This window comes from Nodularia chucula CCY0103 (assembly GCF_963923915.1).
Lineage (GTDB): Bacteria > Cyanobacteriota > Cyanobacteriia > Cyanobacteriales > Nostocaceae > Nodularia > Nodularia chucula.
Map to the genome: position 1 here is coordinate 1 of NZ_CAWUOL010000081.1, position 23,777 is coordinate 23,777.

Sequence of the window (23,777 nt, forward strand, 5' to 3'; positions counted from 1 at the left end):
ACATTATCAGTAATTAGTCTAGTGGAACCCAATCCATCGGTGTGATAAAAACCTTCTCTGTCATCATGACGCGACCTAACTAAACCAATACCGTGGGTATAATCAGTCGTAATTTCCCCAGTAGAGTCATATTCCATTAATACTTGGGGCAAATCCCAAATCGGTGCAGCCAAGTAATTAGTTCTTACCCCATCATCAATGCTGGCAACACGGCTACCAAAGGCATCGTAAATATACTGTTGTTGAGAAGTACCAGTTGTAGAAGAACTCGTCACCCCAATCAGGCGATTTTCTCCGTCATTAATCCAATCGTAGGTGATAGTTTGAGTCCCATCACTACGTTGCTTGAGGGAACCATTATTATCGTAGGTAAAGTTGGTGACTATGCTACCGATTGTTGTATTCAATATTCGGTTATTGGCATCGTAACCGTAAGTAGTTAAACCTTCTGTGGAATCAGTTTTGCTTAGACGATTACCTGCTAAGTCATAGGAGTAGCCAAAAGTACGGTTCCCTGCTGTGGCATCATTGATTTTTTCTTCGGTTAGTCGATAGAGCGAATCGTAAGTATAATCAACACTGCGACCGCCATATTCTTCTACTCGCTTCCGGTTGCCGACTGCATCAAGGGTGTATTTAAAGTCTGAGAATATTGTACCAGTAACGTTTTTCGTTGTGACTTGGGTTAAGCGATTTCGTGTATCATATTGCCGTGACTCAACAGAACTGTTAGCCAATTTAGTTTGAATTAAGTTGCCAACAGCGTCATAATCATAATCTGCTAGGAGTCGCGTGCCATCTTTAACAGTATCCAAGCGATTTAGTGAGTCATAGCCGTAGCTAGTAGTTCCCGCTTGTGTTGTCAAAGATGTCACATTATCTAACAAATCATAGCCGTAGCTAACAAATTGTTGATTTGGCTGAATAATCTTAGATAAGCGATCTCTCTGGTCATAATTATACTGTGTTACCCCGCGCCCATCCGTCACAGTCTGCAACTGGGATGTAATTGCATCGTAAGTGTAAGAAACTGTTGCTACCCTGGGGTCAGTAAAAGCCTTTTGTTGGAGACGACCTATGGAATCATAGCTATAGTTAATGATGTCGCCATTGAAATCTTTTTGACTACTGACTTGTCCAAACTGATCATAAACAGTTTGATTACGCTGACCCAACGGCAGAATTGTTGCCGTGGAGCGATAAAAGTCATCATATTCATACTGGGTGATATTTTGATTGGCATCTTCAATCTGTGTTAACAGACCGAGATTATTGTAGGTATATTTTGTTTTGGCTTGATTAGCTTGTTCAACTTGAGTCAGTTGACTGAGATTATCGTATGTATACTTGGTGGTATTTAAATTCTCATCTGTAACGCTAGTGACTCGACCAAATTGGTCATAAGCCATTGACACTTTATCGCCGTTATTAAATAAAGTTTCTACCTGCTGGGCATATTCATCGTATTTGTAACGGGTAGAGTGACCAAGGGCATCAGTAATTTTGACTAGATGGCGGCGCTGGTCATATTCAAACTCTGTTCGCTGATTCAGGGCATTAATGACTGCACTTACCTGACTGTAAGCATCATATTCATAGGTAGTTGTTTGATTGAGTTCATTTGTTTCGGTCTTAACTCGTCCCAATTCGTCGTATGTGACTTGATAGTGGGAATTATCGAAGAAAATTGCTTCCTTGAGTCGCGCTTTGTCATCATAAACATAGCGGGTTGTGCGATTACGAGGGTCAGTCATCGTCTCAATTTGCCCACCCGTATTGTAAGTATAGGTGGTGTCATTGGTGAGAACATCTTTTAAGCGAATTAGCTGACCCAGATCATTATAAAAATACTCTTCCCGATTGCCGTAAACATCAATTTGGGCTTTAATCCGACTTGCGGCTGAATACTCGGTTTTAACTGTTGGGTTGTCGTCCCAGTTATCTGGGGTTAAATCTGGTATGATTGTTTCCAGCAACCGACCCAATTTATCGTAAACATAACGTGTTTCTAACCCGGTTGGTGATATCTCTGCAATCAGGTTATTGTTTTGGTCATATTTCTTAATGACTTTTGGATTATCACTGCTGTCCAAAGGTGTATTATCTGGCAGCGTCATTTCATCAATGCGAGTGACTACTGACCCTGGTGTGGTTGAAGTATTGTTTTGGCTAGATGTGCCTTGTAAATCGTAGCGGTAGGAGGTGACGTTGCCGAATACATCTGTCATCGACGAAACACGCCCAAGTACATCATAGCTCATTGACTGACTATTACCAAGGGATGTTCGGCTGGCAATGGTTCGACCATTATCATCATACTCATAATCCATCCACTGGTTATATGTCTGCCCATTGAGGATGAATGTGGTTGTTGCTTTCTTGATTCTGCCATTGAGATCATAGTCAGCTTTAACTTCATTACCCCGGCTATCAACCATGCGGCTAATATGCCCTGAACTGTGATAGTCAAACTCTGTGACTTGACCGTCTGGTGCAGTTTGAAGGCGCAGTTGACCTTGTGCGTTATAAGTGTATGTTGTTTTTAGCCCATCTGTATCAATACTTTCGATTAAATTGCCACTTGCATCATACTTGGCACTAGTCGTCAAACCTGTAGGTGAAACAATGTTAGTTGCCTGACCCCTTTGGTTATAGGTCATGCGAATAATGTTGCCATCTTCATCTTCAATCGTCAGCAGGTTTCTGCGGTTATCGTAGGTATATTCAGTTGTGACACCATCTGCATCTGTTTCACTCAAAAGATTATTATTGTCGTCATAGGTGCGTGTTGTAATACCACCAAGAGCATCTATTTCTTGCAAGATGTTACCGCGAGAGTCGTAAACATAAGTGGTGGAGTAGCCGCGTGCATCTTTAACAGTTTGTTTGGAATTATTCGGGTCATAGGACATTTCCACCTTCTGACCATTAACATCAATAATTTCCTTCAACCGTCCATCATCACCGTATTCATTCCGCAACCCAGTCCTACCCAGAGGGTCGATGATTTTGTCGAGGTAGTGAGATCGCACTTGGTCATACTCCATCTGCGTAGTATTCCCCTCGCGGTCAGTAACACTCACCAAATCTCCATTCGCGTTATATTCATACCGCACCAACTCACCCATTGGGTCAGTAACCGTCGCAATTCGACCCAAAGCATCCCGTTCAAAAGTAACCTGCTGACCAGTAGAACTGAAAATCCCCCCATCAGTATAAGTTAACTTGTTCCCATTCGTATCAGTAACAGTAAGTAAATCTCCACTCGCCCCATCAATCTCATAAACAATCCCCTCCTTCGTCGTCAGCACATATACACTACCAAAATTGATATCAGCAGGGTTATAATTTATCCCACCATTCAGCCCCACATACTCCGACGTACCAGCCTTGTAAAGAATCCGTGCATCCTTTACAGTCAGCGTACTGGTAACACCCTTATCAGCAACAAACTTCGGTCGATATACCAGTGCATCTGACGTTCCCGCAAAAGCCGCAGCCAATCCAAATATCGGGTCAATGGTTGGCTTAAACGTAAACGCCTCCCGCTTACCTCCAGGAAGGGTAATGTATACCTTAGTACCATCCTTGAATGCACTTTGGTATCCTAATAACTGTTCCTCTTCACTAGGAGTCCGCAGAGAAGTTCTTAAATCCGTATCCCTAAATTCCAATCGCCAACCGTAACCAAAATCATCAGTGGTACTTGATGTTAGGGTATCGTAAGTCCGAGTCAAAGTAATCGGTATCCCCGTCACCGGCACAGTCAAATCCGTAAACGACAACCGGAAATTGCCCAGTTTCAGTTCCCCAGCAACATCAACTACCTCTTCTGAGTACGAAATATGACCACCGTTATCAGCAACTTCTAACCGCAGAATATACGAATCATTCTGCAACAATGAGGGGTCAAACTTACCTAATACACCATCAGCGATCGCATTCGGATTATCAACAAAGGCAATTTCTTTGAAGTCTCCACCAGCAACAGGTGCAACCAACAAGCGGTAATAATCCAAACTACCATCATCCGAGATGCTACCCCTAATATCAATGGGTGCAGTCACCAAATTACCAGCATAATCTCCCAAATCCAGACTAACATCAGGAGCATTCACATCACTGGTATCAATTACAGATACATTGAATGTAGCTTGTCCGATATTACCATTCGTGTCAGTGCCAACAGCTTTAGCTATAATCGTCCCTGCAACAGTTGGTGTGTACCGTGCCATCCCGTTGGCATCCAGTACCACTGCTGTATTATTAATCAGTAATTGCAAACCAGCCACTTTGATATTATCAGTTGCTCGTGCCTGGAAAGTTACTGATTCTCCAAGGTAAACTAAATCATAATTAGCAATCAACCTGACTTTCGGCGCTTCAGTATCAGTAGCCACCAAAAGGTTATACTGTTGTTGCCCACTTCCGCCATTACCATCGTTTACTGTAATGACAACTGTATGATTGCCAACATTACCAACAGTTGGTGTCCATCTTAAACGTCCCAAAGCATCCAGCGTCATGCCCAAATCACGAGATACTTGGTCGAGGGTGTAGGTTAGACGATCTGAATTTGCGTCACTGGCAATGATATCATAAGCGTACACAGTCCCAGGAGTGGCTGTGAGTACAGGATTAGACCCAATCACAGGGGGATTATTTACCCTGGCAGTTAACGTAAACCCTTGTGCTGCACCTAATCCAGCCGCATCAACTGCCCCGACAACTATTTTGTAGTTACCCGCAACTGGATTGTTCCATGTCAGTAAACCAGTGGTTGAGTTAATACTCATCCCTACTATACCCGTTGGTACGGAAAGCAACTGGTAAGTTAAACTATCTCCAATATCAGAGTCAGTGGCTTGTACCTGATAATTGTAAACACTACCAACAGCAGCTAGATACACCGGAGTAGAAATAATACTGGGTGCATGATTAATCGCTGTTGCACCTACCTCAATTGTGTAGATTTGAGTGGTGACTGCACCTTGACTATCTCGGACTAAAACCTCAATCTCTTGAGAACCAATTTGATTAGGTAAGGGAATCCACTGAATTGTACCGTTGTCATCAATGGTCATTCCTGTAGGCTTACGACCTAAGCTGAAGGTAAATTGGTCGTTTTCTGGGTCAGTTGCAACTACGGTGTAGGTATAAAGTTGATTTTGTGCGGCTCTGGTGATGGGATTTGAGACAATGGCAGCAGGGATATTAGTTCCTGTGACAGTCAGTGTAAATTCTTGACCGACAAAACTACCCCCAGTATCAGTTAATCGCACTTTAACATTATGTTCGCCAATTTGGTCTTTCTGAGGTTGCCAACGCAGAGTTCCAGATTGTTCATCAATCACCATACCAGATGGGGCTGCATCTAAACTCCACAACAGCAAATCATTATCTGGGTCGCTACCTGTGAGATTATACTCATAGGTCCGGTCGATGTTTGTAATTAAGTTGGGTGCAGAGGTAATACTGGGTGGATAATTAGCAGCAGTATTACTTACGTTGAGGTTAAAGCTTTGAGTAGAAGTAGAACTACTATCACTGACTTTGATTGCTACTGAATGATTACCAAATTGAGCGGCATTCGGTGTCCAGATGATGGTACCATCATCTGTAATGGTCATACCTGTAGGCGCGGTCTGTAAGCTGTAAGTTAAGATATCTCCATCTGGGTCGGTGGCTTCAACTCTGTAGTAGTAGCTATTACCTAATCTGGTTTGAGTCCGTGGTGTGGAAGTAATGACGGGGGCAAGATTTGGTGCAGCCGGGTTAACGGTTAGATTTACTTTCTGTAATGCTTTTCCACCTTTGCTGTCTGTGAGGAGAATGGAGAATTCTTGGGTTCCTAGTTGAGCAGTTGTTGGTGTCCAGGTGACTAAACCGGTGGTGGAGTTAATGGTTATGCCACTAGGTGTGCCTGTGAGTAGTGAGTAGGTGAAAGTGTCACTATCAGGATCTATTGCAGTTGCTTGGTAGCGGAAGGTTTTCCCTACTTGGGGGTTAGCTGTTGGTGTGGTGGAGGTAAATACGGGCGGTGTGTTGTCACGAAGTAATTCTACTTTGATATACTGAATATCTTGTCCCCCTTGTCCATCTCTGACTCGCAGTAGGGCATCAAAGGTGACGGTAGGTTTGACTGCCTCTGGTCTACCAAAATTGATCAGGAACTGGTTATCTGCATCAAGTTTGGCGTAGTAGTCAGCGATTTGTTTTTTGGTGGGATTCCAGATGACTGTGCCATTGGCATCTACTGCCATACCGTCGGGTGCTAGTACTAGGTCAAAAGTCAAAGTATCAGTATCGACATCGGTGGCTTTGGCATTGTATTTGAGCAGTTCACCACTTTTAAGCTGGGTGATTGCTAGGGGTGTAGTAACAAATTTGGGATCGCTGTTAGGTGGTGCTGTAACCTGGTTTACACCAAAGAAATCAACAAAACTTTCACCTGCTGTAGTTACGCGATGCAAGATGCCATTGCCTTGATCCGTGGCGGGATCGTAGCTGCCCGTGGTTAAATTATAATTTGTGGTAATTTTATAACCTGCTGGTGGCAGAATCCGGACACGATAATCCCCTGGTACCAAGTTGTCAAAGGTGTAGTAATAACTAGTTTTATCTAAACTATTCGGTGCAAACCCACGTTTGGTCTTTTGAATTGGTTCGTTTGGATCGTAAACTGCGTTATTGTTTAAATCCAGATAAACACTGACATTTTCTTTAAACGGTTCTAAATTGTAGTTTTCATCTAATCCGCTAAACAATGTAGTCAAAGATTCAATGTCTTTGAGTCTAATCGCATTTGGATCGATTTCTTTGAGGGTATCTAAAGTTGATGCTTCACCGATAGCTAATGCAGTCACATTACCTGCGCGGGTGGGATCTCCAAATCCTGTTTTAATGTCATTGGCAACATTAGCTGCGAGAATTGGGTCAAGCTGTCCATAACCGTCGGACATGAAGATGAGGTTTGGTGTGCCGCTATATGCTTGTAATAATGTGCGAATTGTGGACAGTGCGGCATCAAATCCACTTCTGCCTGGTGGATAGAATTTGTTGTCGGCGAAGATTTGCTGTCCTAAAACTTCGTTGAGGTTGGTGATACCATTATTGTTGCTATCCAACAATGCAGTGGTGTATTCCTGCAATCCTGGGGCTGATAAATCCATGTCTTCAATTGTGCCGCCAGCAACAAATGTAATCAACCCAATCTTGACGTTGTTGCCTTGACTTTGGGCGATGATTGCTTTTGCCAGTTCTTTGATAGCGGCAACTTCGGCATCTTTAACAACTTTTACATTCGGAAAGTTGCGGGACCCGTAAAATGGGGCTTCGGTACTTCCTGACACATCAAAGGCAATAATTACGGCAGGATTTGTACCCTTGATCAGCTTGGAATCCAGTAATCCATTTCCATTCAAGTCATCAAATACCGCACCTTGGATTTTGCCAAGTTGACTGTATACATCCAGTGTGAAAGTTTGAGTATCTTTACCACCTCTGCGGTCGGATACTTCGACTGTGAAGTTGGCTTTGCTACCTGAGATGACGGTAGTTTCTGGGAACCACAATAGTTCTCCTGTATCTCTGTTGATAATTGCCCCAACGGGAGAATTAACTAAGCGATATACTAAAGGGTCGCTGTCTGGGTCTAGGGCAGTGACTGTGTAGCGATAGCCATCTTCTGCTAGACTGTATTTGGTGTCGGGTGTGCTGGTGATTACGGGGTTGGCGTTGTCGGGGTCGGCAAATAGTTTAATGTTGTAGTCTTGGAAAGCACTGCCGCCTTTACCATCTTTTGCTTGCAGTTTCACGGCTACTGTTGCTAGGGAACCGTCGTCGGCTGTGGCATTGCTCTTGCCTACACCGGGGGTGATGATGTCTCTGGTGTTGTTGATATCTGTTTGTACGACTCGGAATTTATAGTCTAATTTGTCGGTTACGGCTTGTCCTCTAATGATGAGGGTGTATTCGCCGCTATTTGTGAAGTCGTATTGAAAATCATTGTAAATATAGCTGTTGGTACTATTTACATAACTACCATGGGGTGCATAGAGTCCCCAAGTGAATCGGTTAATATCTGTGGTGCTGGTAGCTGATAGGTTATCAAAGTACAATCGCTTTCCGGCGATAGCATTGATTTTGTAAAAGACATCCTTCTGTCCATTGTCTAATGACCCTGTAGTTGGCAGGTTGTATTCCACTAAAGGTGCGCTGCTCGCGTCTAGCATTTGGAAGCTATAGCTGCGATTTGCGCCTGGGTCGCCTGCGATCGCTAAATGGTATAAACCTTCTTGTGTCAATACATATTGGGTAGAATCAATGTAGCGGAAGTTGCCAAAGTTCATTACCACATTGCCGCTGGGGTCGTAGAGATAAGCATTGACTCCATCTCCAACCATGCCATTGAATAAAACTTTCGTACCCACAAAGTTCTGGAAGGTGAATACCTTCGCTTCTCCAGTATTGAGTGTGCCTGTTTCTATTCCATTGAAGGTTAAATAAGTTGCCGCAGGTGAACGGAAACTATTAGGCATTTCTAAGAGGTTGTATTTGTAATTACCTGTTATGTTGCCGTAGTAACTATAAGTCTGGAATTTGTAATTACCTGTCTCTTTCAGTAAAATTGGTGCTAGATCATAGCGCATATCCAAGTTGTCAGCAATTATCACTCCACTTGGGTTATAAATCCTGCCTCGAATAGCTCCGTTGGTACTGTCATATTGCCCATCATAGAATATCTGCGTTCCTGCTGTGGCGGCAAAGGTATAATCAACTGGTGTATTTGCAGTTAAGGTTCCACTTTGTAATGTATTTAAGCCACTATTCGTTATGGGTGCAGATGCAAGATTGGTAACTGTGAAATTATAATTCAGGTTGACGGCATTCACTCCATTAATTGCAAGAGTGAATAATCCTGTTGATGGCAAAGTGACCTTAAAGTCGGGGGTTGATGCAGAAGGAGAGGCAATTGCTACACCTGTGGGGTCATAAAGTACCCAATTTGCGCCTGTCCAACTGGTAGCAGCTAAATCGAAGTTGAGGATTTGTCCTTGAGTACCGTTGATTCTGTAGAGATTGGTGTTGTTGCCATTTACTGTATCTGTAATAACAGTGCCGAGAGTGATTGCTGGGATAGATACACTATTGCGATCGCTCAAGGTAAAGCCATAAGCTCCTATTGTCCCGTTATCACCAGAAATCTCAATCCGATAAGTACCATTTTCTTTTAAGGTTTCTGGTAAAAAGTCGCCGCTGTTCAAAAATCTTTCATTCAACAGCACTCCTGTTGGACTATAGAATTTCAGCCTCTCATTTGCAGGCGCAACTACATAATCAAAGTACAATTTTTGTCCAATTGTACCTGTGAATTTGTAAGTATCAACTTCTCCTTTATTACTAATCGAGGTGTTGACCGATGTTCCTAATGTGTAATTAGAAATGATGTTGTCGGGTGTTAATAGTTGGAAACTGTAATCATTGCGAGAATCATAGGCAGAAGTATTGCTGTAGTTGCCAGTGCCATAAAATTCAATTGTGTAATCGCCTGTAAATGGCAGGACTATGCTTCTGCTGGTATAGTTCTGACCTAAAGGAATTCCATTTTGACCAGAGATAAATTCGCCATTGGGCAAGAAAACTGAGTAGCCATTAGGATAAGTGCCTGCGGTGACATCCACAAAAATTGTCTGTCCTGCGGATGCAGTAAATTTATAGAGATTAGATTTTAATCCTTGAGGATCATCATACTTACCAGCAATATCTGTATTTAGAGCAATTGGTATAGCTTGAGAAGCACTCGTAGAAGCGGCATTGGCATATTCTAATAACCTCAAGCTGTAGTCACCAATCCTATCGCCACTGGGGTCAATTACTAATGTGTAAATGCCATTTTCATCGAGGATATTATTGATCTTATTGTTGCGAATATCCCAATTAGAAAAGCCACTAGAGCCATCAGAAACTAATTTGCCGCTTGGTGCATACAATGAGGCAAAGAAATTAGACCCACCAGAGAGCGAGTCAAAGAACAGCCGTTGTCCTGCTTTACCTTCAAATTTATAGCTATCATTTTGTCCCGGTCTGGTGATTGAACCATTGATCGTAGTGCCTACGGTATAATTAGTAATTGGCTGAGTGGGTTTAACTAGTTTAAATTTGTAAGCTTTGTTTGGAGTACTGTCATAGCCCCTAATTGCCAATACATAGGTGTCGTCCTTGAGGGTTAGTTCTTGATCCGACACAGCGTTAACTTCAAATATTCTTCGGTTACTAGAATCAAACAACATCCAATTAACAGCACCTGCATTTTGGAGTGAATCAAAGAATAATTTTTCCCCATCAGTGCCTGTAAATTTGTAGAAGCGTGCTTCTTGTCCACTAAGTAAAGTATCAGTGATTATCCCCGTATCTAGGGACGTAGCACCAAAGGTTAAAGGTGCTGCCTGATCTAAATCCATCAAGCTAAAGCCATAGGTTCCCAACTGTTCACCACCATAATCAACTGTGGCTTTGTAAGTGCCAGTTTCTTTTAAGGTAATGGGTTCTAAATAGCTTTCGTTGTAATAAAATTCGTAACTCAGATACCGCACACCCGTAGGACTATCTATGTAGACGTTGTTGCTATAGTTAGCAGTCCGATTCAGTATATCAAGATACAATCTCTGTCCTGTTGTACCCATGAATGTATAGACATCATTCTGTCCTTTGACAATCACATTGCCAGATACTGGATTAGGAGCAGCATTATTACCTATACTAATTGGCGTAGGAGCGGATGTAGGCGGCAGAATGAGATTAAAGGTGTATGTCTTAGCAGTATTTTCATAACCTCTAATGGCTAATATATAAGTATCATCGGACAGGATTATTTCTTGATCATTCCTGGCGACATTATCCATTACCCTTTGGTTACTGGAATTAAACAATGTCCAATATACATTCCCTGGATTGACTAAGGAATCCATGTACAGCTTTGTTCCTGCCGTGCCAGTGAATTTATAGAAACGAGTTTCTTGTCCTGTTAAGAGTGTGTCAGTAATGATACCTGTAGTTGAAGCACCATTAACAATAGTATTGAAGGTTAAAGGTGCTGCATTATCCATATCCATTAAACTGAAACCATAAGCACCAGTCAACTCACCACCATAATCAACTGTGACTTTGTAAGTGCCAGTTTCTTTTAAGGTAATGGGTTCTAAATAATTGCCTTCGTTGTAAATAAGGTCGTAACTCAGATACCGCACACCCGTTGGACTATCTATATAGATTCCTTGTTCGTAATTACCGATTCTGTTTAAGACATCAAGATACAATCTTTGCCCAGCAGTACCAGAAAAACTATAGGTGTCAACCTCTCCTTTAACTGTAATATTACCATTGACGACATTGGGCGCAGTATTAGTGCCAACTGAGATGGGAATTGTTGCGTTAGTTGGTGGTTGAATCAGCTTGAAGGAGTAGGTTTTAGCAGTAGATTCATAGCTTCTAAATACCAATGTATAGATATCATCAGCAGCTAGGGTGACTTCTCGATCATCTCTGGCCGCACTATCCATTATCCTTTGATTGCTGGAGTTAAACAATGTCCAATATACATTCCCTGGATTAACTAGGGAATCCATATATATCCGCTGCCCTGCTAGTCCATTAAACTTATAGAGAACGCTCTCTTGAGGGGCAAGAGTACCACCTGTAACCGTCTCAAACAGAGCATTGGTAGTCTGGACATCCATGTTCAACAGGTTAAAGCCGTAAATTCCTGTCTGGGCGGCATCAAAATCGACGGTGATTTTGTAAGTACCTGTTTCTTTTAGGGTGATTGGGTCTAAGTAGTTTTGATCGTTATAGATTAGGTCGTAATTGAGATAGTTTACGCCTGTAGGACTGGTTATGAGGATTCTATTCCCGTTAACACTCGGCTGTGGGTTTAACACATCTAAGTACAATCTCTGTCCTGCTGTACCGCTAAAGGTATAATTGTCCTTTTCTCCTTTGGTAGAAATATTCCCACTTACAGATGTACCAATGGCGAGAGCGGTAGTATCTTGGCTGGGAGTTAGCAGTTTAAGGTTGAAGCTATTATTGGCAGACCCTTTACCCAAAATTACCAAGGTATATTCGCCAGCATCAGGTAAGAAAAACTCTTTGCTTTGAGTGAGATTGCCAGAGCTAAGGTTTACGCCGTTTGGTGAATAGATAGTCCATGAGTTTGAAGCGTCTCCAGATATGGGATCGATGTACAGATATTGATTTGCAGCAGCAGTAAAGCGATAGAATTTTTCCTCTCTACCATTGGTTAGCAGACTGCCAGTTACATTTTGTCCAAAGGTAATTGGAGTGGAAGTTGTACTACCGTTAGCATAATCTGCCAGTTTGAAGCTGTAGCTGCCAGTGCCACCACTAACGCCTGCAATTAATAATTGATAGGTACCAGTCTCGCCGACAAAAATTTCTGAATAGTCACTGATGACATTTAGATTGTTCCGCAGCAATCTGCCGCTGGGAGTAAGAATACTGAAACGCAGATTAGGAGAGACGGTTTGAGTATCAAAAAACAATGCCTGTCCAGCAGTGGCATTGAATGAATAGATTTGCTTAGGTGCTGCTGCCGAGATTGCACCACCGACAACACTGTTTAGGGTGTATGTAATCGGGGTAGGATTAGTAGATGGAGTAGATGAAACATTGGTTAATTTGATACTGTAAGCTGTATTTGCTGCACCATTCCCTTGTAGGGCTAGCCAATATTCACCTGTATCTAAGGCGATATTTTGACTGTTGTAAACGTAATCGTAGGTAATCTGTGTCCCATCGGCACCATACAAAATCCAGTAATTGTAATACTGTCCAACGCCTTGACCATCAATCTTGATGGTTTGGTTGCCTGTCACATTGAAGCGATAGGAGGTACTACCAATACCCATTTCATCGAAATTACCTGTCAAAGCACTGCCACCGATAGTAGCGACTGGGGCATTATTGCGATCGAGGAAGCGGAATTTATAATCTCCTGTACCTTCACCAGAGCCGTCAATCGTGACCTTATAAGTACCATTCATGCTCAATGTTAGACCATCTTGAGGTCGGCGATCGCTCCGGCTGTCGGCTGAATCTAATACTTTTCTGCCCGCAGGGTCATATATAGAATACTGGAAACGGTTAGTAGCCTCAAGCGCATCATAAAATAACTGCTGTCCTGCTGTCCCCGTAAAGGTAAAGGAATCCTGCTCACCTTTTTTGGTAATTGTGCCACTAACCGTATCACCAAGATTCATTGCCGTAGTTGTCAAGGGTGCGGTGATAATCCGCACATTAAAGCTAGAATCAGTGGCACCAGTCCCATTTAGCTTTAGCCAATAATTGCCAGCATCTAAATAGAGTTCGCGGTCTTCATAGACATACGCATTAGCAACATTTACCCCAGCCTCGTTGTAGATGTTATAACGGTTGTAAGCATTACCACCTGTTCCATCAATGTAAATGTATTGTTTGCCGTTTGGACTTGCAGTTACAGGCACTGTGGGAATCACAAAGCTGTAAGATTTGGCATCCAGATTATTCAATGCTGAATCAAAATTTCCCGTAATCGGAGTATCCAAATTTACAGGTGTAGCAGCGGCTCGCTCTAGGAAGCGGAACTTGTAATCTCCTGTCCCTTCACCAGAACCATCAACTGTAACCTTATAAGTGCCACTCATCCCTAAAAATAGTGGTGTGTTTGGTCCTCGGTCGCTGCGACTGTCAAAACTATCAATCTGTCTACCAGCCGGGTCATAGACAGTGATTGGGAAATAGTTAGTACTGTTTAATGTGTCATAAAATAACTGCTGTCCGGCCGTACCCGTAAATGTGAAGGAATCCTGCTCACCTTTTTTGGTAATTGTGCCACTGACCGTATCACCAAGATTCATTGCCGTAGTTGTCAATGATGCAGTGATAATCCGCACTTTATAGTTATTATTCGCCACCCCATTTCCACTTAGAGTTAGCCAATACTTACCAGCATCTAGATATAGTTCTCGATCATCATATATGTAGTTACTACTAACATTCCTACCAGCAGCATCATAGATGTTGTAACGGTTGTAATAGTCACCTGCCTGTCCATCAATGTAAATGTATTGCTTTCCATTTGGTGTAGGAGTGAGTGGAGTGGTGGGAATCTCAAAACTGTAGGAATCAGTTTGGAGTTTGTCAGCAAATGCACCATTAATATCTGTATCCAAATTTACAGGTGTAGCAGCGGCTCGCTCTAGGAAGCGGAACTTGTAATCTCCTGTCCCTTCACCAGAACCATCAACTGTAACCTTATAAGTGCCACTCATCCCTAAAAATAGTGGCGTGTCTGGTCCTCTATCGCTCCAACTGCCAAAACTATTAATCTGTCTACCAGCCGGGTCATAGACAGTGATGGAGAAATAGTTAGTATTGTTTAATGTGTCATAAAATAACTGCTGTCCTGCTGTACCCGTAAAGGTATAGGAATCCTGCTCACCTTTTTTGGTAATTGTGCCACTGACCGTATCACCAAGATTCATTGCCGTAGTTGTCAATGATGCAGTGATAATCCGCACTTTATAGTTATTATTCGCCACCCCATTTCCACTTAGAGTTAGCCAATACTTACCAGCATCTAGATATAGTTCTCGATCATCATATATGTAGTTACTACTAACATTCCTACCAGCAGCATCATAGATGTTGTAACGGTTGTAATAGTCACCTGCCTGTCCATCAATGTAAATGTATTGCTTTCCATTTGGTGTAGGAGTGAGTGGAGTGGTGGGAATCTCAAAACTGTAGGAATCAGTTTGGAGTTTGTCAGCAAATGCACCATTAATATCTGTATCCAAATTTACAGGTGTAGCAGCGGCTCGCTCTAGGAAGCGGAACTTGTAATCTCCTGTCCCTTCACCAGAACCATCAACTGTAACCTTATAAGTGCCACTCATCCCTAAAAATAGTGGTGTGTTTGGTCCTCGGTCGCTGCGACTGTCAAAACTATCAATCTGTCTACCAGCCGGGTCATAGACAGTGATTGGGAAATAGTTAGTACTGTTTAATGTGTCATAAAATAATTGCTGTCCTGCTGTACCCGTAAATGTATAGGAATCTTGCTCACCTTTTTTAGCGATTGTGCCACTAGCTGTGGAACCGATGGTGTAAGGCGTAGTTGGTAGAGATGAATCAATGATATTAAAGGAGAAAGAATTGACCTCATTAAAAGCACCTTTGCCCCGCACCGCAAGAATATATTCTCCTGAAGTTTGGACATCATACTCAATATCATCAAAGTTACCATTAGAAGCAACAGCGACATTACGCGGATCATAAATCGCCCAATCCAGAGAACCATCTACACGGGAGAGATAGTCGAAATAAAGCTTCTGTCCTTTTGTTGCATTAAAGCGATAGACCAGATCCGCAGGACCGGGGTTGAGCCTATCATTAACAACTCTATCAAAGGGCTGAATCGGTAGCAATGCCGGATTAATTACACTAAAACCATAGGAACCAGTAGTTGCGCCTTGGGGGTCAACGACAATCTTGTAATTACCGTCTTCATTTAGCGTAATCAGTTGATTATCATAATAGGCAAGATAGGTATCCACTACAAGGCGACCAGTCGGACTATAAACTTGGAACTTCCAATCACCACGATTGCCCGTATACTGAATTGGATCAAAATAAATCCGTTGACCCGCTTGACCCGCAAAAATAAATTCTTGATTCTGTCCGGCTACGGATACTTGCCCAATTACCGTATCACCCAAAATCAATGCCGGCGGTGCTGTCCACTGCACCTGACCTGTAGTGGGGTCAATCTTGAGTCCATCAGGACCAATCACGACACTGTAACTAACCGTGTCATTATCAGGGTCAACCGCCGTAGAATCATAACTATATTGCTGATTGATATAAGCCTGCACTACAGGATTAGTTACAAATATAGGCGGACGATTGGGCGGGGGCGTAATCACACTCAGGGTATAATCCTGTTTGACTATACCACCACGACCATCGCTCACTTCTAAACTAATTATTTGATTACCTGTATTGGTGGTTGCCGTGTTCCAACCAATTAAACCAGTTGTTTGGTTAATGGTCATACCATCTGGAGATGCCAGCAATTTATAAGTCAAAGAATCGCCGTTGGGGTCAGTAGCATTGACATCATAGCTATAGAACTGACCACCAATTACTTCTTTGTTTGCTTGAGTTTGAATAACTGGTGCTTGATTTAACTGAGCCAGCATCACCAAATCATAAGTAAACTGCATTCCTTGGGGGTTGTAGAATATCAAAGAACGCTGCTGAGTTTGTTCATTGGGGTCAAGTTTCTGATCACTGACCAGTTGGCTCAAATCATAGTAAGGTAAACCATCGGGCGTGAAACCATCAGGATTGCGTACCACAATGGTGGGGTCACTGATGTGATTAACTGCAACAATTAGGGGAGCATCGACACTGTAGGAACCGATGTTGCGTACCATTATGTCTGCATACAATAGGTGAGCGTCTGCGTTAAAGCCGGTGCGGTGGTACTCGGCATTAAAACTCTGCGAGACATCACTCAAGAGGTTGAAATTAAGAGTTTCTCCTATATTGGAGGATGTAGACGAGCCAAAATTCCCTTGTACAGGAGGTTGCGTATCCGCAGGTGCGGGATTTATGGTAAGGTCTGTAATGCTGACGCTGGTAGTGGTGTCGCTGTCGTTATTCACTAGGCGGAACACTAAAGTGGCAGTTGTACCTGCTTTGATGCCAGTTAAGTTTAAGCTAACCGTGCCGTTCGCAGCATTGTAAGTTGCTCCAGCCCCCAAAATTACTGACTCACCTTCAGTCCAGTTAAAAAAGGCATCCCGACCAGTAGCAACAGTGTGTACCAGAGAAGTACCATTTGTGGTATCGACTAATGCCACTTCTAAAGCATCATTAATCGAGTCTGTATCGCTAGTATCAAAGCTCTTGTCAATCTTAAAGGTCAGAATAGAAGGATTTGCGGGAATTAAGAGTGGTAGTTCCCGCACAGCAGCAAAGTTAGTTCCTTCTGTGAGACTGATTTGACTCCCAAGAAGAACATTTTGTGTAGCACTCAATCCACCCGCATCTTGTACTGTCAGCGTCAAGTTAAATAGACCCAGTTGATTCGCGGTGGGAGTTCCTTGCAAAGTGGCACTACCGTTCCCATTATCAACTAAGTTCAACCAACTAGGCATCCCACTGGCGGTAATGATGCGTGTGTCTCCTACATCAGGGTCAGCGGTGAGGATATTGTAAATGAAAGTACTACCAGATTCTATGCTGGTATTAGTTGGTGCAGTAGTAAAACTGGGTGCTTCATTAACATTAGTAACACTAATATTAAACACCTCAATCAAACTCAAGCCGCTAGCATCGGTACTCTTGACTGTAATCGAGTGCTGGGTGTTAGTTTCAAAGTCCAGCAGTGTTCCCTCAGCTACTTGCAACTCATTACCGACAATGCGGAAACGTCCAAAAGCATCATCTACCAAGGTATAAGTGTGGCTATCTGTTGTATCAGGATCAATACTGACCAGTAGACCAATAACTGTTCCCGTTGTACTACTTTCTGCTACCGTATTACCAGCCAAATTAATTGCCGTAGGCGGACTGAGGCGTTTAATCGTTGTCGAGTAAGTGTTTTGGTTGCCGGCAATATCAGTAACTTGTGCCGTGAAGGAATTGTCACCAATAGCTAACTGGACATTAGTAAAAGTAAATTTACCAGTGCTGTCGGTACTACTTACTGCACCCGTTTGTGACAAGACCACAGTAGCGTTGGCTTCAGTTTGACCAACTAAAGTCACAGTATCAAACTTAGTTTTCAAATCACCAACCGTCCCAGAATCAGATGCAACTTCTAGGTTGAAAATTGGTGCTGGTACGGTAGTATCAAAGGTGAAAGTGAATGCAAAAATATTTGATTGATTGCCAAATTCATCTCCAGCAACTAAACGTAGGGTATGAACCCCGTCCGGTAGGGTATTTCCGTAAATCGTTTCTAGCTGAGTACGGTTAAAGCTGAAACTACCATCGGCTTGCAGTTGTGCCGTCACATCGACAAAGTTAGCAACTAAAGTATTATCGAAACCTGCACGAAATTCAACTACTTGATTGGCATCAGAGACCATCCCCACGATGGTAGGGTCAAAGGTAATGAGGTCGTTGTTGGTACTGCCACCAATAGCTGTATCACGAGCCAGAGATGCAGAAATTATGGGTGCAATTGTATCAGTATTAACAATGACATTGTATTGAGTTGTGGTGATGTTGCCTGCTGTGTCACTGGTGGCAATAGTCAGGACATGGGACCCGTTACTGAGTCCGGTTAAATCCAGTTGTTGGTCGAATGTACCCGTGGAATCAAAGAAAATGGCGACTTCATTCTGATTGTTGAAGCGATAGGTAAGTGAAGTCACAGCAGAACCGGTACCATCGACATTGCCAATTAATCTGGCTCCTGGTGGCAAAGGAGATTCGTTAACAGGAGTAGTTAAGCTAATTAGTGGTGCAGTGGTATCAATGGTCAGTTGTAGGGGAGATGTGGAAGTACTGACATTGCCTGCAATATCTGTGGCTGTGGCGTTTAGTTCATAAACTCCATCTGTTAACTCTGATGTGACAATCTGCCAAGTGCCGTCATTACTGGTTGTTGTCTGCCCCAAGATTTGACCATTGTGCTGGAGTTCAATGGTTGCTCCTACTTCAGCCATTCCGACAATTGTGGGGGTATTAATCTTGGTAATATTGTCGCTGTTGTTAGTACCACTATCACTGGCAGAAGGCAGACTAAGAGTTGGTGGTGGAGTGGTAGTATCTAGGGTAAAGGCCAGGTCAAAAATGCTGGAAATGTTCCCATACTGGTCTATTGCTTGCAGATGCAATGTCTGATCACCATCTGGTAATGTACCACCATATATTTGCTCTAATTGGCTGCGGTCAAAGATGAAACTGCCGTTTGCTTGACGTTGTGCTAAAACGCTGACGAAGTTGGCAACTTGTGTATCATTAAAACCTGCGCGGAATTCAGCTATTTGGTTAGCATCGACGACCGTACCACTGATAGTTGGGTCAAAAGTGATGCTATCGGTGTTAGTATTGCCACTAGGAGCAGTATCATGCAATAAAAAAGCACTAATAACAGGTGCTTGTTGATCAATAACAACCGTTACATTATATTCAGTAGTCTTGATATTCCCAGCTAGATCCGTGGTACTAATAGTTAGATTATGCGCCCCATTGCTAATTCCAGTCAAATCGAGAGATTGGTCAAAGGCTCCCGTGGCGTTCAACAGTACTGCAATCTCAGCCCTTGTATCAAACCGATAGCTCAGTGCAGTCACAGGAGAACCTGTACCATCGACACTACCAGTTAATCTGGCTCCTGGTATCAGAGGTTGAGTATCAACTGGGGTAGTCAGAGTTATTTGCGGTAATGCTGAATCAATTGTGACTTCTAGTGGTGTACTTGGTATACTAACGTTACCAGCTATATCAGTAGCCACAGATGTAAGATTGTATGTACCATCAGTTAAAGCATTTGTAGTAATTTGCCAAGTACTATCATTAGCAACGGTAGTTTGTCCAAGTAATTGACCATTATTAAATAGCTGCACCAATGCTCCCACTTCAGCATTACCTGTAATTGTGGGTGTGGTTTTATTGGTGATCTTATCAATATTAGAAAGTCCAGTATCGTTGCTGGCTGGCAGGTCTAGATTAGAGGGTGCTGGTGTGACGGTATCCAGGGTAAACGTCAAATCAAAGACATTAGATTGGTTATTGTACTGGTCTTTGCTAACGAGGTGTAATGTGTGCGTGCCATCTGGGAGGGTACTGCCGTAAATAGTGTTTAACTGGGTGCGGCTGAAGCTGAATGTACCGTCGGCATTGCGTTGGGCGAGAACGTTTGTATAGTTCGCTGTTGGGGTATTGTTAAAGCCGGCTTTGAACTCTACGATATTGCTGGCATCAGTAACACTACCAGTGATTTGCGGATCAAAGGTGATTTTATCTGTATTGGTTGTTCCACCACGAGCTGTATCGTTAGCTAAATTGGCGGTAATTGCAGGTGGAGTTGTATCGGCAGAACTGATGTTTGCACCGATAACGGTGGCACTACCGTTAAAGATAATGTTGCCTTTAGCACCGATTTCCCCATACAATGTGGAACTGCCGTTAAAAATAAAGTTTTTGATGCTCAAAAAGGAACCACGCGTATTAGATGCACTATTGTATGTAATATCTCCCGCAGATATTACCCGGAGATTGTCGCTGGTGTTCGTACTTGTGGTAGCGCCGTTAAAGGTAATATTGCTGCCACTGCTACCATTGGCTATTGTGGTGTAACCCGCAAATCTAGCTCCAGCGTTCATGTTAATAGAACCAGAAGCAAAGACGGATAAATCGTTGGACTGGACGTTGGACAGATTGATGTTACCGTTATTAGTAACTAAGACAACATTATTAAGGTTGTGTCCGTTGCCATTAAAGTTGATGTCCCCTTGGTCAACGGTAATGACGTAGTTGTTTAAACTAATGTTTGCAGGGATGTTGAGTCCACCACCTGTGACTCTGACAACTTTTGGATTACTTGCTGTACCGGGTGAAGGGAATTTAGTATTCCAATCGTTAAGGTTGTTGATGGGGTTTTGGGAACTGTTGAAAGTGACGGTGGCTGTGCCTGCGGGGATTCTGCGGTTGAGTTCAAGTTGTTTGATGTCTACATAAGCTGGCACTGTGATTGTCTGCTGTGCCACTACTTGTGGGGGAATTAAATTGCCATATTGATTATTTGACCCGTTGATGGTGGTATATCCTGATGCTACGGTGACGGCTCTATCTACGAGTATTAGTTTGCCGTTTGAATCTTGAATAGGGTTCCCCTGAGCATCTCTTTGTACGGGTAATGTGGGATTGCCGTTAATTGTAAATCCTTTGGCAGCGTAAATTAGGGCATCGTCGGTGAGGTCTGTTGGTACGCCGTCAAAATCCCCACCAGCATTGATGCTAATGGTGCCATCTGTCCGAATGGCAAAGGGGAGGATGGAAGTCTGGCTGGTATTTTGTTGAGTTTGAACATTTAGGGGTGCAGAGACAGAATTGGCGCTTATGAGGGGGCTTTGGTTGTTTGCGCCAACTAGAGGGGTAGAATCTGTATTACCTGTGAGTGAATCTATGCTTTGAGTTGAAGAAGATTTTTGATTATTATTGCTGGTTTTTAATAGAGGAGTAGTTTTGGCGACAACTGCTGGGGTAATTGATAGTCCATTATCGAAAATCCCATTTGAAGGGGTGTAGTTAGCAATTTGATTTGATTTCGACTGTTGATTATCGCTAGGTTTCGCAGGGTTATTTGAAGGATAGAGTTTTTCTAATTCGGAATTGATGGGGTCTGAACTACTGGGAGAGGATTTAAATGCTTTTTGTAATTGGGTTAAGCCAGAATTATCATCTAGCAATGCATCTAAAGATGCACTTTCTAGTAGAGATGGTGGCATTAAACCACTGTTGTTTGTGCCAATTTCAGAACTCCCCATGACTAACCCCTTGTCAGTAGTTAATTGTTGATTGTTTTTGGTTTATTTTTGAAAAACTCAGCCTTTTTTGTTGGCGTTTAGAGGATGTCACTCTTTCAGAGATTCAAGCCCAATATTGACGGCAATTACTTTTTTTGAATTAGGAGATATTTGGCAAAAGTACCAAAAAAGAATAATTAAACGCCGATAAATGCGATTTATGCAAGAACTCTAAGTAAGTTGGAATCAAAAAAACTTATGTCAGGAAATGTAAATTAAATAAATACCTTATGAATAGGGCATTTAACGGTTTCCACAAAACTCAACATACATGAATTTTTCCAAGTCTTTTTAGTACAGCATTGCAGAAATAACTATCCAGTTTTTAAAGGCTAAAAAGCTGACTATTCACGACGGTTTCTTCCTTTCTACCTTCTTTCACTAGGCTAATGCACTAGCATTCATTGAAAATAGATCTGGAACTACAGTTGTGTTCAAAGGGATTTGAGGAAGAAACTTGCTGCGGATCATGTCTTGGTAAGTTAATAAATCGGCTTGCCAATTATCAATAATTTGATGTAAATTTATGAGGCGTTCTGGTACGGTTTCGCCAATTATTTGATAACTAAAACTCCCATTGAACAATACAATTGGGATACTTGTTTCGTCTGGATTTTGTAATGCTGCTTCACTGATAGTCAGGTAAAATGGGCAGCGCTCCAAGGTGTAAGCTAAGTTGAGTGTGGCTCGTACAGGTGTAGTCCCAATTTCTTGCCAATCGCCTGGAGAGAGTAGTTTTTCTGACAAATACTGGTGAGATGTATCTTGCTGTTGGTCAAATGTGATGTAGCTTCTGGGATTAAGACCTACAGCTTCATACTCTACATGGGGCAATGTCTGAACATATTTTTTAGCAATGTCAGCAATTGTGATGTCTTTTGCGGTTTTATCTTCAATAGCTTCTATAAATATGATTCGCGTTGGTTCAGCTACTATAGCGATGCCGTTGGTGAAAGCAACTTGGGAGACGCTTGGAGTATATATCGGTTGACGAGCCAGTTCCCATTCAGCCGGGACAATGCCACTATATTTGAGAAAATCTGGATTGAGTATTGTTGGTTTATGATTTTTGGCAGCTATGATAATCCCGAACTCTTGCGTGATTAAGGTTTGGCTCATGATGCTTTGCTGATAACGATGTACTTAAAATTATGAGTATTTGCGGTGGCGGTGGCGTTGCTTTTGATAAAATTTGCTACAGATAGCCTTATTGGTTAATCTATCTTTAGACATAACAGACTATTGTCAATGTTTGTGTACAGCCACCTATAAGTTTATACTCCTTCTCTTCGCATTTGTACATACGAAAATATGCGTAAAATGGTTCAAATATCTTTCTATGTATACGTAGCAAAGAACTATCTCTAATAGTTCAAATTTTAGAAAACGAAGGAGTAATAGAAGAGGTAAAGGTGCAGGGGGCAGAGAGGAAGACTGCATACATAAATGTAGGGGTAAGGGGTAAAGCCAGGAGGTATTATTTCTTGTAGCCCCCCAAGCGCTTGAAATAAATTAGGACTTACGCAAAAATTGCCGAAAAGCTTAATTTATCAAGTCGCCAAGTCGCCTAAAGCCTTCTCGCCGAGAGGCTCCGCCAACGGCATAGCTCCGCTTACCGCGTAGCGTCTCCCCTTCTCCCAAAGCTATCCATTACCCACAAAATTCTTAACAATCTTGAAACCTTTATTTTACAAGGGTCATAAGGATTGAAATTTATTACGGACTTGACAAATTAGCCTTTGATGTTATTGCTAGAAACCCACTTTTATTGAGAATGGACAACGTAGGTTTAAGGCTTTGCGATTCGGTGAGCGATGGCGTAGCCCGCCGCAGGTATCGCTCTCGCAAATGTTAAGAAAGATTCGGGTAATGGATAGCTCCCAAAGGGAGAAGAACGCCAAGAACTCGTAGAGTGTGCGTAAGTCCTATAAATATTTTTTTACTTTTAGGCATACATAAATTTAAGGGCTTGAAACCCCTTTGGCAGGGGAATCCTAAATCCTCCCACTGCCTATAAAGGTATTGAACTAACTGACGAATATAAATTTGCCACAAGTTATATAGCAACCGCCAAGGAGGTTAGGACATAAACGGATAATCAAACTTAGACACCAAAAGGCTTTTACCCTACTCCCTACTCCCTACTCCCTACTCCCTACTCCCTACTCC

The 23,777-nt window shown here is 42.5% G+C and carries 2 protein-coding genes and 2 pseudogenes; all 4 read right to left on the minus strand.

Going from position 1 to position 23,777, the window contains the following annotated elements; all coding sequences use genetic code 11:
- Window positions 1-18,161, minus strand: an 18,161-nt coding sequence (locus ACM0OP_RS18645; RefSeq protein ID WP_414529920.1) for a putative Ig domain-containing protein, incomplete at its 3' end; no start/stop codon positions are given.
- 366 nt (window positions 18,162-18,527) lie between these two features.
- Window positions 18,528-19,535, minus strand: a pseudogene (locus ACM0OP_RS18650) (Ig-like domain-containing protein); the annotation flags it as partial.
- Window positions 19,533-21,569: pseudogene (locus ACM0OP_RS18655) on the minus strand (Ig-like domain-containing protein); the annotation flags it as partial. The pseudogenes ACM0OP_RS18655 and ACM0OP_RS18650, both read right to left, overlap by 3 nt.
- Window positions 21,570-21,989: 420 nt before the next feature.
- Entirely contained in the window at window positions 21,990-22,727 is a 738-nt protein-coding gene (locus ACM0OP_RS18660) for a hypothetical protein (RefSeq protein WP_414529919.1), read from the minus strand.
- Window positions 22,728-23,777: the final 1,050 nt, after the last annotated feature.

What these genes read in the sequence shown, in the direction of transcription:
- ACM0OP_RS18660 (WP_414529919.1), bottom strand. Translation starts at nt 22,727, where the DNA reads ATGAGCCAAACCTTAATCACGCAAGAGTTCGGGATTATCATAGCTGCC.